At 73.6% G+C, this 11,814-nt stretch carries 13 protein-coding genes; 4 read left to right on the top strand and 9 right to left on the bottom strand.

The genetic code is table 11. From position 1 onward, the window contains the following. Positions 1–89 precede the first annotated feature (89 nt). The 5 genes from AXW62_RS23555 to AXW62_RS23535 all read right to left on the bottom strand — a co-directional run bounded on the left by AXW62_RS23555 (position 90) and on the right by AXW62_RS23535 (position 4,963). A complete protein-coding gene (locus tag AXW62_RS23555; RefSeq protein WP_037647618.1) occupies positions 90–374 on the bottom strand; it encodes a hypothetical protein in 285 nt (94 codons plus the stop codon). Between the two features lie 517 nt (positions 375–891). Further along, complete coding sequence (locus tag AXW62_RS23550; RefSeq protein WP_060946258.1) at positions 892–1,905, bottom strand: sugar phosphate isomerase/epimerase family protein; 1,014 nt, start codon at positions 1,903–1,905, stop codon at positions 892–894. A gap of 3 nt (positions 1,906–1,908) precedes the next feature. Next, positions 1,909–3,024: a Gfo/Idh/MocA family protein gene (locus tag AXW62_RS23545; protein WP_214516872.1), complete on the bottom strand. Its 1,116-nt coding sequence runs from the start codon at positions 3,022–3,024 to the stop codon at positions 1,909–1,911. After that, positions 3,021–4,148 (bottom strand): Gfo/Idh/MocA family protein, encoded by a 1,128-nt coding sequence (locus tag AXW62_RS23540; protein WP_060946257.1) that lies wholly within the window; start codon positions 4,146–4,148, stop codon positions 3,021–3,023. Before AXW62_RS23540 ends, AXW62_RS23545 begins: the two co-directional genes overlap by 4 nt. Continuing rightward, positions 4,148–4,963: a sugar phosphate isomerase/epimerase family protein gene (locus AXW62_RS23535; RefSeq protein WP_060946256.1), complete on the bottom strand. Its 816-nt coding sequence runs from the start codon at positions 4,961–4,963 to the stop codon at positions 4,148–4,150. The genes AXW62_RS23540 and AXW62_RS23535 overlap by 1 nt, the downstream gene beginning before the upstream one ends. A 117-nt stretch (positions 4,964–5,080) precedes the next feature. Here AXW62_RS23535 and AXW62_RS23530 point away from each other — a divergent pair, with 117 nt between their 5' ends. Together AXW62_RS23530 and AXW62_RS23525 are read left to right on the top strand one after the other, a co-directional pair. After that, the gene (locus tag AXW62_RS23530; RefSeq protein WP_060946255.1) at positions 5,081–5,722 is read left to right on the top strand and encodes a TetR/AcrR family transcriptional regulator; all 642 of its coding nucleotides are present in this window, start codon (positions 5,081–5,083) and stop codon (positions 5,720–5,722) included. A gap of 415 nt (positions 5,723–6,137) precedes the next feature. Beyond that, positions 6,138–7,037, top strand: a complete 900-nt coding sequence (locus tag AXW62_RS23525; protein WP_060946254.1) for a bifunctional helix-turn-helix transcriptional regulator/GNAT family N-acetyltransferase — start codon at positions 6,138–6,140, stop codon at positions 7,035–7,037. Positions 7,038–7,125: 88 nt separating this feature from the next. On the opposite strand, the gene AXW62_RS23520 is transcribed toward AXW62_RS23525, so the two are convergent. The 4 genes from AXW62_RS23520 to AXW62_RS23505 all read right to left on the bottom strand — a co-directional run bounded on the left by AXW62_RS23520 (position 7,126) and on the right by AXW62_RS23505 (position 9,564). After that, positions 7,126–7,707, bottom strand: coding sequence for an Rv1733c family protein (locus tag AXW62_RS23520; protein ID WP_252368697.1), 582 nt, complete (start codon positions 7,705–7,707; stop codon positions 7,126–7,128). 269 nt (positions 7,708–7,976) lie between these two features. Then, the gene (locus tag AXW62_RS23515; RefSeq protein ID WP_060946252.1) at positions 7,977–8,816 is read right to left on the bottom strand and encodes an acetate and sugar kinases/Hsc70/actin family protein; all 840 of its coding nucleotides are present in this window, start codon (positions 8,814–8,816) and stop codon (positions 7,977–7,979) included. After that, on the bottom strand, positions 8,813–9,181 hold the full coding sequence (locus tag AXW62_RS23510; RefSeq protein ID WP_060946251.1) for a TraR/DksA family transcriptional regulator: 369 nt from the start codon (positions 9,179–9,181) through the stop codon (positions 8,813–8,815). Before AXW62_RS23510 ends, AXW62_RS23515 begins: the two co-directional genes overlap by 4 nt. 53 nt (positions 9,182–9,234) lie before the next feature. Next, positions 9,235–9,564: a TraR/DksA family transcriptional regulator gene (locus AXW62_RS23505; protein WP_060946250.1), complete on the bottom strand. Its 330-nt coding sequence runs from the start codon at positions 9,562–9,564 to the stop codon at positions 9,235–9,237. Between the two features lie 417 nt (positions 9,565–9,981). On the opposite strand from AXW62_RS23505, the gene AXW62_RS23500 reads away from it, so the two are divergent. Together AXW62_RS23500 and AXW62_RS23495 are read left to right on the top strand one after the other, a co-directional pair. Continuing rightward, positions 9,982–10,944, top strand: coding sequence for a HAMP domain-containing sensor histidine kinase (locus AXW62_RS23500; RefSeq protein WP_060946249.1), 963 nt, complete (start codon positions 9,982–9,984; stop codon positions 10,942–10,944). A gap of 2 nt (positions 10,945–10,946) precedes the next feature. Next, positions 10,947–11,654, top strand: coding sequence for a response regulator (locus tag AXW62_RS23495; RefSeq protein ID WP_060946248.1), 708 nt, complete (start codon positions 10,947–10,949; stop codon positions 11,652–11,654). Positions 11,655–11,814: the final 160 nt, after the last annotated feature.

Below are 11,814 nucleotides of genomic sequence, written 5' to 3'. Positions count from 1 at the left end.
GCCGGTGACCGGCGGCTGACGAAGGCGGCCGATGGCGCCGATGGCGCCGATGGCCACGGTCACGGCCTGCTACGGCCAACGGCTACGGGCTACGGGGCGCTGGCCATCTGCCGCCGCCGCTCGCCGTCGGCGTGCGCCTTGCCCATGAGCGAGCCTTCTTCCTGCTCGTAGTGGGAGAGGGCGAGCCCGAGGCAGAAGAGGGTGGGGGCCCACTCGCCGACGAAGATGCCCCAGCGATCGGCCCGGTCCAGTCCGGTACCGGGCTCGGCCCGCAGGGAGGCCGCCCAGGTGAAGACGGACAGGCCGATGGAGGCCACAGCGGCGGTGTAGGCGTGCTCACTGCGCAGACCGATGTCATGCAGCTTCTTGATCATGACAGTACTCCTTCGGGAGATCCCCCCGGTCTGGCCCTCGTGTGCCCAGGCAGCGCCGAGTGACGCAGCCGATCTCGCGACTGCAGCACTGGGCGTGGGGCCCGGTACGCCCCGGAGTGCTCCAGTGCGCCCCGTTACGCCCCGGTGCCCCCAGTGCGCCCCGTTACGCCCCGGTGCCCCCAGCGCGCCCGGTGCGCCCCGGACGGCCCTTCCGCCGTGCCGCACGCGGCCGGTCCGACGTCGGACGGAGGGCCGTGCCATCAGCCTCCACGACGCCCCTGACGCCTTCGGCCCGCCCATGCCCCGGACCCGCAGCCCCTCCCCCGACGCTTTCAGCCCGCACCCGCGACACCCCCGACGCCCGGCCTGCCCATACACCGGACCCGCGACACCCCCCACTCCTCCGGCCCGCCCATACCCCGGGCCCGCGACACCCCCGCCACCGCGCCACCCCGCCACCGCCCGGCACGGCCGGGCCCGCGACGACGCCCCGGGCAGGCCGTGCCGAGCCGCGGGCCTACTGGTGGGAGAAGGCGGCGTCGAAGGCCACCTCGGGCCGTGGCCACAGGAGGGAGCGGACGAAGGCGACCGCCTCCGCGGCGCCGTGCATCCGGTCCATACCGGCGTCCTCCCATTCGATGGAGATGGGACCGCCGTATCCGATGGCTTTCAGAGCCCGGAAGGCGTCCTCCCAGGGGACGTCACCGTGTCCGGTGGAGACGAAGTCCCAGCCGCGGCGCGGGTCCCCCCACGCCTGGTGGGATCCGAGGACACCGGCCCGGCCGTTGCGCGGACGCAGCCGGGTGTCCTTGCAGTCGACGTGGTAGATGCGGTCCTTGAAGTCGGTGATGAAGCCGACCGGATCGATGTTCTGCCACATCATGTGGCTGGGGTCCCAGTTGAATCCGAAGGCTTCCCTGTGGTCCACGGCTTCCAGAGCGCGCACGCTGGTCCAGTAGTCGTAGGCGATCTCGCCCGGGTGCACCTCGTGCGCGAACCGCACTCCCTCGGCGTCGAACACGTCGAGAACGGGGTTCCACCGACGGGCGAAGTCCTCGTATCCGGCGTCGATGACGGAGGCCGGAACGGGCGGGAACATGGCGACGTAGGGCCAGATGGACGACCCGGTGAAGCCGACGACGGTGTCGACGCCGAGTTTGCGGGCCACCCGGGCCGCCCGTTTCATGTCCTCCGCCGCGCGCTGACGGACCCCTTCGGGGTCGCCGTCCCCCCATACGTAGGGCCGGAGGATCGCCTGGTGGCGGAAGTCGATGGGCGCGTCGCACACGGCCTGTCCGGCCAGGTGGTTGGAGATGGCGTAGACCTTCAGCCCGTGGCGCCGGAGGATCTCCAGCCGCGAGGTGACGTAGGCGTCGTCCTCGTCCGCCCGCCGGAGATCGAGGTGGTCCCCGGAGGCGGCGATCTCCAGTCCGTCGTAGCCCCATTGCGCGGCGAGCCGGGCCACCTCCTCGAACGGCAGGTCGGCCCACTGTCCGGTGAACAGGGTGACGGGGTGGGTGGATGCGGTCATGTTTCAGTCCTCGTTCGGGTGGCTGGCGGGAGACTGCGCCGGGGGTGTGTCGATCCACGCGCCGTCCTCCGCCGAGGCGAGCACGGCCTCGGTCAGCTGCACGGCGCGCAGCCCGTCGGTGAAAGTGGGCAGGCCATCGGGCTGTTCGCCGCGGATGGCGCGGTAGGCGTCGGTGACGAACGCGGAGAACGCGTCCTGGTAGCCGAGGGGGTGTCCGGCGGGAAGCACCGACAGGCGTGCGGAGTCGGGGGCGGCGCCGTCGGGGTCGCGCAGCAGCAGCTGCGATCCGTGCCGGCGGCCGATCCACAGTTCCTCGGGGCGCTCCTGCTCGAACCGCACGCTTTCCCGGGTGCCGTGCAGTTCCAGGGTGAGGCTGTTCTTGCGCCCCGGCGCCACCTGGCTGATCAGCAGGGTGCCGAGGGCGCCGTCGCTCAGTTCGATGAGGAGGGCGGCGATGTCCTCGTTCGTCACCGGCCTGCCGCCGCGACGGGCGAAGACGGTGCGGGTGCGCGCGGCGAGGCGGTGGATGCGCCGGCCGGTGACGAACTCGATGAGGTCGCACAGGTGGGACCCGATGTCGGCGAACGCGCGGGAGGGGCCTCCGGTACGGGCGTCGGCGCGCCAGTTGTGGTCGCTGTCCTCCAGCAGCCAGTCCTGGAGGTAGGAGGCGTCCAGGGTGAGTACGGTGCCGAGCCGGCCACGGGCGACCATCTCCCGGGCCTGCCGGACCATGGGGTGGTAGCGGTAGACGAACGGAACGGCGCCTGTCCGGCCCGCCTCTTCCGCGGCCTGGACCACGCGCCGCGCGTCCGCGACCGTCAAGGCCAGGGGCTTTTCGCAGATGACATGAGCGCCGTTGGCCAGCGCGGCCAGCGTGTGCTCGGCGTGCTGCCGATTGGGGCTGCAGACGTGGACGACGTCGATGTCGGGCGCGCTCGCCAGGGCGTCGGCGTCCGGTTCGGCGCGTTCGACCTCGAGGTGGTGAGCGGCGTGCTTGCCCCGCTCGGGCGAGGAGGAGGCGAGTGCCACCAGCCGTGCGCGGGCGGCCGTCGCGGCGCGGGTGTGCACGGCGGCCATGAAGCCGCCTCCGATGAATCCGGCGCGAAGGGGCCTGGTCACAGGGATGCTCCGTAGGGGTCTCGGTCCTCGGGTACGAGCGGGATCTCGGGGATGCGGCTGTCGACGCGGACCGTTTCGCCGGAGGTGACCGACTCGTCGATGGAGACGAGGGTGTCCAGTACGTGGTAGCCCAGCTCGCCGGTGGCGATGTGCGGCTGTCCGGTGCGGATGGCGCGTGCCATGTCCAGGACGCCGAGTCCCCGGCCGGCTTCGATGCCGACCGGCTTGACGATCTCCCAGTCCGGTTCGGCGTCCCGGGTGCCGGACGGCTGCCCGCGAGTGATCTTGACGTCCCCGGCGAATCTGTTGGGGTCGGGCACGACGAGGGTGCCCTCGGTTCCGGTGACCTCGACGATGCCGGTGCGGGTGAGCGGTGAGTCGAAGCTGAACACGCTCTGGCTCACGGCGCCGCCGTCGAACCGCGCGAGCGCCGCGACATGGGTCGGGACGCTGACGGGGAACTCGGTGCCGGACCGGTCGCCGGTCCTGACGGTGCGGGTGGCCCGCCCGGTCGAGCCCACGGCGGAGACGCGGGCGACCGGGCCGAAGAGGCTGACCAGGGCGGTGACGTAGTAGGGCCCCATGTCGTACAGCGGGCCGGCTCCCCGGGCGAACAGGAACTCCGGATTGGGGTGGAAGGTGTCGGGCCCCGCGTACTGCATGACGGTCTGCGCGGACAGCGGTGCGCCGATGTCGCCCCGGGCGATCGCCCGGCGGGCGGTCTGTACCCCCGGGCCGAGGACCGTGTCCGGAGCGACACCGATCCGCACCCCGGCCGCGGCGGCCTCCTCCAGGAGGGTCCGGGCGCTGAGCCGGTCGACGGCGATCGGCTTCTCGGACCACACGTGCTTGCCCGCGGCGACCGCCGCCGAGCTGACCTCCGCGTGGACGGCGGGGATGGTCAGGTTGACCACGAGCTCGACATCCGGATGGGCGAGCACGTCCGCGCTGGTACCCGACTCGGCTATGCCGTACTTCCGCGCCTGCGCCGCGGCCCGGCCGGTGTCGAGGTCGCCGAGGGTCACGACGGCGATGTCGGGGAACGCGGTGAGGTTTTCGAGGTACTGGTCACTGATCATGCCCGCGCCGATGAACCCGACGCCGACCGGCCCCGTGGCGCTCATCAGCGGATGCCCTTGTCGTTCAGGTAGCCGACGGCCGCGCCGATGCCCTCGAAGATGTCGCCGCCGTAGTGGTCGAACTCGATGACCGCGTACGTCGCGTGGGGCGCCGCGGCGAGGGCCGCGTCGAGCGGTACCCGGCCCTGGCCGGGTGGGACCTGGCCCAGCGTGGCGGGGTCGAGCGGAGCGCCGGAGGAGAACGGGTCCTCGACGATGGGGCCGTCCTTGATGTGGAGGGCCCGGACCCGGCTGCCGAGCCGCTCCAGCAGCGCGACCACGTCATAGCCGCCGGCCGCCGCCCAGAAGACGTCGATCTCGAGGACGACCTCGGGGTCGAGCTGCCCGGCGAACAGGTCGAAGGCGTCCACCCCGTGGAAGGAGTGGACGAATTCCTGCGAGTGGTTGTGGTATCCCACGCGGATGTCGTGGTCCGCCGCCACGGCGGCCGCCTCGTTGAGGAGGGCGGCGGTCCGGGCGATCTCCTTCTCGTCGCTCCACCGCGCAGCGGGGACGAACGGGTCGATCACCATCTCCAGGCCCAGCCGCCCGGCCGCGGAGAACGTCTCCTCCAGGGTCGGCGCGGGGGCCGTGCCCTCGGCGGAGTGCGCCGGGGGCGACAGGAGGACGGCGTGGCCCGTGCGCGCGGACAGTCCGTGGCGGTCCAGCGCCTCGGCCAACTCCCCCGCCCGGTGGACGAAGTCGAACACCTCCACATTGCGCAGGCCCAGGGCGGCCAGGCGGGCGAGCGTGCCGTCCTGGTCGTGTCCCAGCGCCTGGCGGACGGAGTAGAGCTGCACGGACAGGTGTGGTGTGGACACAGGTCCCCTCCCAGTGGGTGAACGGCCGCTCCGCGGCCGGGAGTTCAGCCCCGGCCCGTGCGGCCCGCAACAATACCGACACTACTGTCGGTTTCTTTGGATGGATAGCATTCCGACATGGATAAGGCGGCAGCGTCAGCACGTCGGAGCGATCCCGGGGTCCCGCGCAACTACCCCAAGGGCGAACGCCGGCGCGCCCAGATCATCGAGGCCGCCTTCACCGCGTTCGGGACGGTCGGCTACCGCAACGCGAGCATGGTGCGGCTCGCGGCCGCCTGCGGGGTCTCCCGCGCGGGCCTGCTGCACCACTTCCCGACGAAGGAATCGCTGCTGGCAGCCGTGCTGGAACAGCGTGAGCGCCAGGACGACGAGCGCTTCTTCCAGGCGGGTGAGGCGGCGCGGGACGGCCTGGAGTACTTCGCGAGCATGATCCGGCTGGTCGCCCACAACCAGGCGAACCCGGGCATCGTGAGCCTGTTCGCCGTGTTGTCGAGCGAGGCGAGCGCTCCGGACCACCCGGCGCATCCGTATTTCGTCGCCCGTTACCAGCGGGCCCGGCGCGCGATGCGGTCGGCGGTGGACGACCTGGCACGCCGTCAGCTGCTGCGCCCCCATGTGGACCCGGCGGGCCTCCCGGTGGACCTCATCGCGCTCATCGACGGTCTGCAGATCCAGTGGCTGCTCGATCCCCACGCCATCGACATGCCGGAACGCCTGCGCGCCCGGCTGCGCGACATCATCAGCGTCGAACTCCCCTGACGGCCCGTCCGCGCGTGGCCGTCATCCGGTGGGTACGGCCCGGTGCGCACGCGCCCGAGCCCGGCGGCGGCCTCCCCCACCGCCCGGCCCTCGCCGTGGCCCCCGCCGGGGAGCCGTGGCCGGGAAGCCGTGGCCGGGGAGCCGTGGCCGGGAACCGGCCGCCGGATCCGGCGGCGGGGACCAGGGGGGCGACCGCCAGCGCGCGGTGGCGGTCGAACCCACACCGATGATCAAGGAACCGTCAAGCCTGGTGGCGGCAGCCAAAGAAGCCGGTCCGGAGCGCGGGGGCGCCCGGCCTGCGGCCACGCCGCCCGCCGCCCGCCGGCCGGGGTCCTCCCGTACGACCGGGCCCTGGCTCACGGGGCCTCGCATCCGCCCTTTGCCCCCGCCACGATTCTCTGACTAAGGTCAGAGAATGACGACTGAGCAGGTGGAGCGGGTGCGGCGGTTCAACCGGACGGTCGCCGAGCGTATCGGGGTGCTGCACGACCGCTATCTGGGCGGCGCACGCCCCTACGGGCAGGCCCGGCTGCTCTGGCAGATCGGCGACGAGGGCCCGCACGACATCCGCGGCGTCCGGGCCCGGCTCGGCCTCGACTCCGGCTATGTGAGCCGGCTGCTGCGGGCACTCGAGCGCGACGGCCTCGTCGCCGTCGAGCCCCACCCCCGTGACCGGCGGGTGCGCACCGTGCGGCTGACCGAAGCCGGGCGGCGGGAGCGCGCCCTCCTGAACGACCGCAGCGACGCACTCGCCACAGCGCTCCTCGCCCCGCTCGATGCCCGGCAGCGGGACCGGCTGACCTCGGCCATGGCGGAGGTCGAGCGGCTGCTGACCGCCTCGGTGGTCTCCGTGGACGTGCTCGACCCCGGCCATCCGGACGCCGCGTACTGCCTGCGGTCCTACGCCGCCGAACTCCAGGAACTCTTCGAGGGCGGCTTCGACCCCGCGCACAGCCTGCTGCCCGACCCGGGCGAACTGCGCGCGCCGCGCGGTCTGTTCCTCGTCGCCCGGCTGCACGGCGAGCCGGTGGGCTGCGCCGGGCTCAAGCTGCCGGCCGGAGCCCCCGCCGAGATCAAGCGGCTGTGGGTCCACCCCCGCGCCCGGGGGCTCGGCCTGGCCCGACGCCTGCTGTCCGAACTCGAGGAACGTGCCGCCCGGCACGGCTGCGACGTGGTGCGGCTCGACACCAACCAGGCCCTGGAGGCGGCCACCCGTCTCTACCGCGGCAGCGGGTACGCCGAGGTCCCCGCTTTCAACGACGAGCCCTACGCCCACCACTGGTTCGAAAAGAGGCTCACCCCCGGGACGCGGTAGCGGCGGGGACCGGCGCCGGGCGCGTCGGGCCGCGCGGCCCATGGCCGCCCGCTCCAGGTGCTCCACCGACGTCACCGTGGACGGCGGCTCAGGGGGATGTGGTCCAGCGCTTCGCGGTCCTGGCCCACTCGGTGTCCCACTCGGCGAGGTTGCGCCGGCGCAGCACCACGGTGACGCCGCGGTAGACGACACCACCGGCGAAGGTCACGGTCAGGAAGGCGACGAGCGCCCAGCCCATGGTGCGGCTGCGGATCCGTTCGGCGTTCAGGGGCGGCTCGGCGATCCTCCCGTCCGCGTCCACCCACACCTCGACGGAGCTGCCCGCGCGCAACCCGGGCAGTACCTCGGCCTCGCCGGTGCGGGTCCGTCCGTCCCGGTCGGTGAAGCGGACCGGGGCCGGATAGCGGTTCTCCCTCGCCTCCGCCGATCCGGGCTCCGGGTGATCCGGGGCGTCGTGGACCAGCACGGCGGTGGTCAGGCGCAGGGTCTGCCGCCGGTGCTCGGCGTCCGCGAGGTAGTGCCGGTGGGCGGCGTCACCGATGACGAACGCGGCACCGACTCCCAGGACCGGCACCAGCAGCAACAGCACCAGGGCGGTCCAGCCCTGAAGGCGGTCGGTGCACCGGTACAGCGGATTGTGCCGCCAGCGCCACAGCGACAGGGGATGCACGAGCCCGTGGTGCGGGGGATCGGGGGGCGGCTGCGCGGGAGGTATCACACCGCACACTGTGGTTCTCCTTTTCGGGGCAGGGGGTGACCGCGTCCGGGTTCGCGGTGGATGACCGCGCGACCGGGGCAGAGGGTGACCGCGACCGGGCACGGGCGACGCGGGCGCGGGCGCTGACCGGCGTACGGCGCGGGCGGCGTACGGCGCGGGCGGCGTACGGCGCTGACCGGCGTACGGCGCTGACCGGCGTACGGCGCGGGGCGGGGCAGGGCTCAGCGGGGCAGCGGACCGGGTCCGGGCGGGGACGTGCCGCCGGCCGAGGGATGGGCGTGCGCCGCTCGCAAGACCTTGGCGGCGCCGCGGATCGCGGCGGTGTGCGGGGCGGGAACCGCCCGCACGGGCGCGTGCGGACCGCCGATGAGCCGGCGGACGAGGTCGGGGCGCAGGGCGCCGCCGCCGGCCAGGAGGGCTCCCCGGCTCAGGGCTTCGGCGGTGAGGGACGTGCGGTCCTGCCGGAGCATGGAGGTGATCATGCCGGTGACGGCCTCGCTGATCTCCGCCGTGGCACCGGGGCCGGTGAGATCGGCGGTGCCCAGGGCGGTGCGGCGGGCGTCGAAGACGACACCGTCGAGCAGCAGGACCACTTCGGTGAGGTGGGCGCCGACGTCCACCACGAGCAGCGGCCGGGAGAGGTCGGCGTCCGCGGCCAGGGCGATGGCGCGTGCGGCGGGGACGGTCAGGACCGCGCGTGGGCGCAGCACCTCCACGGCGGTGCGGGCCCGTTCCCGGTAGGCGGGGCCGCCCAGCACCGGCGCGGTGACCACCACCAGCGGGCGGGTGGGGCGGGGCAGCCGGTGGCCGAGCAGCCGGTCGAGCATCCGGGCCGTTCCCGGGACGTCGACGATGGTGCCGCGCTGGATCGGATGGACCGCGCCGGCGCCGGGGGAAGTGACGGTCGGCACGTCGAGGATCATTCCGCGGCCGGCGAGCCAGGCGCGGGTGCGGGCGCTGCCCAGGTCGAGCGCGAGGCCGCAGCAGTGCCGGCACAGCGGCCAGGGCCGGTGCCGGTGCCCGGCGGGCGAGCCGGTCCGCGAGCGGCGGATGACGGTCATCGCCCGGCCTCCCGGACCTGCTGGCACCGTGCGCAGTAACGGGCCTGCGGAACGATCATCAGGCGTTCGCGTTCGACGGGGCGGCGGCACAGGTGGCAGGTGCCGTAGCGGCCCTCGGTGATGCGCCGCAGCGCCGCCTCCACGTCGGCGAGGACCATGCGCGCGGAGGCGGCGAGTTCGACGCGCACCTCGGCCTGTGCCGCGGAGGGGCCCCGGAGCGGGCCCTCGGCGCGGGGCGCGGCGGCGATCTGCCGCAGCTGCTCCTGGCGGAACAGGCGCTGTTCGCGCAGGTTCTCCCGCAGCGCGGCGAGGTCCTCGGACGACAGGTGGGCGGCACGGTCGCCGATGGTCTGGTGGTTCACCACTTCACCCCTTTGAGCAGGGCGGAGACGAAGACGGGCGGGACGGGACGGGGCGGTCAGGCGGTGGCGCGGCCCTGGCAGGCGACGCAGTACCGGGTGTACGGGAGGATCTCCAGGCGTTCGGCGGGGACGGGCTTGGCGCAGCCCTGGCAGGTGCCGTAGGAGCCGTCGTCGATGCGGGCGAACGCCTCGTCGATCTCGGTGAGGACGCGCTGGATCGCCTCCGTCTGCGCGGACAGCAGATGGGCGTCGGTGCTCTGGGCGCTCTCGTCGAGGGCGCGCAGCTGGGCCAGGCGGCTGTTGCGGGCGTGTTCGAGGCGCTGGCGGGCCTCGTGGGAGGCCAGCCGTCCGGAGCGGGGACCGGTCTGGGCGGTGTCGAGCGGCACGATGAGGTCCTTTCTCACAAAGCGCGCTGCGCGCAGCAGTGGCCGCCCGGTTCCGCCGGCCGCGAGGGCCGCCGGGCCGGACGGCTCGGTCTGCTTCGACTCTGCTCGACCCCGCGCCGGAAGCCCATCGGGCGCGGACCCCATTTGCCCGGGACAGCGGTGACCACGGCGAGCGGGCGGGGGGCGGCGGACGCGGGTGAGGGCGGCCTCGACGCGCTGGTCGACCACGGCGGGCGGGGGACGGCGCATGGGTACCCGGTGACCCCGGATATGGGGGACGGGCCCCATCGACCGCGTGCGGTGCGGGCGGCAGGCTGTGACAGGCTCGGTCGTGATCAGTTGCGGCGGCTCCGCCCGGAGGGCGATGAGCGACAGTAGAGCTGATCACACCCGGAGCGCAGAAGGAGGAGTCCCCCGGTGTCGCTGTTCTGGCGGATCTTCGGGCTCAACGCCCTGGTCCTGGGCACCGCCACGGCGCTGCTGCTGTGGGCGCCGGTGACCGTCTCCGTGCCCGTGGTGCTGACCGAGGCGGTCATCCTGGTCGGCGGTCTGGCCGTGATGCTGGTCGCCAACGGCACCCTGCTGCGCTGGGGCCTGGCCCCGCTGGACCGGCTGACCAGGCTGATGACCACCGTCGACCTGTTGCGCCCCGGCCAGCGGCTGCCGGTGCCCGGCGCCAGGGGCGGCAGCGAGGTGTCCGAGCTGATCCGCACCTTCAACGCCATGCTCGACCGGCTGGAGCACGAACGTGCCACGTCCAGCGCCCGGGCGCTGCTGGCCCAGGAGGCGGAACGCCGCCGCATCGCCCAGGAACTCCACGACGAGGTCGGGCAGAGCATGACCGCGATCCTGCTGGTGCTGGGGCGCGCGGCGGACGACGCCCCCGAGCCGCTGCGCGAGGAACTCCAGCAGGCCCAGGAGATCACCCGGGAGAGCCTGGACGAGGTCCGCCGCCTGGTGCGCCGCCTGCGCCCGGGCGTTCTGGACGACCTGGGCCTGGTCAGCGCGCTGACCTCGCTCACACAGGACTTCGCCACCCACACCGGGCTGCGGATCGTGCGCCGCCTCGACGCCGACCTGCCCGCCCTCGATCCGGAGAGCGAGCTGGTGCTGTACCGCGTGGCGCAGGAGAGCCTGACCAACGCGGCCCGCCACGCGGACGCGCGCCGGATCGAGGTGAGCCTGCGCCGCGCCGGCGAGGCGGTGCTGCTGGAGATCACCGACGACGGCCGCGGCATCGAGGCCGCCTGCGAAGGCGCCGGGATCCGCGGCATGCGCGAACGGGCCCTGCTCGCCGGAGCCACCTTGGACATCACCTCGACGCCCGGCACCGGCACCCGGATCCGCCTCACCACCCCCGCACCCAGGAAGCAGCCCTGACCATGCCCGACCCGACCCCGCCCGGACCCGCCACGGCCTCGGCGCCGTCGCACGCGACCACCACGCCGATCCGTATCCTGCTCGCCGACGACCACGCCCTCGTACGCCGCGGCGTCCGCCTGATCCTCGACCGGGAACCCGACCTGGAGGTGGTCGCCGAGGCCGGGGACGGCGCCGAGGCCATCGAGGCGGCCCGGAGCCAGGAGATCGACCTGGCCGTGCTCGACATCGCCATGCCGCGGCTGACCGGCCTCCAGGCCGCCCGCGAGCTGGCGGCGCTCAGACCGGGCCTGCGCATCCTGATGCTGACCATGCACGACAACGAGCAGTACCTGTTCCAGGCGCTCAAGGCCGGGGCCTGCGGCTACGTGCTGAAGTCGGTCGCCGACCGCGATCTGGTCGCCGCCTGCCGGGCCGCGATGCGCAACGAGCCGTTCCTCTACCCCGGTGCGGTCACCGCCCTCATCCGCACCTACCTGGACCGCGTCCGCCACGGCGAGGAAAACCCCGACCAGCTCCTCACCCCGCGCGAGGAGGAGGTCCTCAAACTCGTCGCCGAAGGGCACTCCTCCAAGGAGATCGCCGAGATCCTGTTCATCAGCGTCAAGACCGTGCACCGCCACCGGGCCAACCTCCTGCACAAACTCGGTCTGCACGACCGGCTGGAGCTGACCCGCTACGCCATCCGCGCCGGTCTCGTCGAACCCTGACCCCCGCCCCCGCCCCCACCAGCGTCCGGGGCCCCGGTTGTCCACTCCCGGGCCGGGGCCCCGGACCCCGCGCCGAGCACCCAGCAGGAAGGGGACGGTGCATGCGCCCAGCACCCCGCACCACCCCGACCGCCGGTCACCGGCTCGCGGGAACGCTCAT

Origin of the sequence: Streptomyces hygroscopicus subsp. hygroscopicus (assembly GCF_001553455.1) — a bacterium.
Taxonomy (GTDB): Bacteria; Actinomycetota; Actinomycetes; order Streptomycetales; family Streptomycetaceae; genus Streptomyces; species Streptomyces hygroscopicus.
This window is presented reverse-complemented; position numbering and strand designations above follow the sequence as displayed.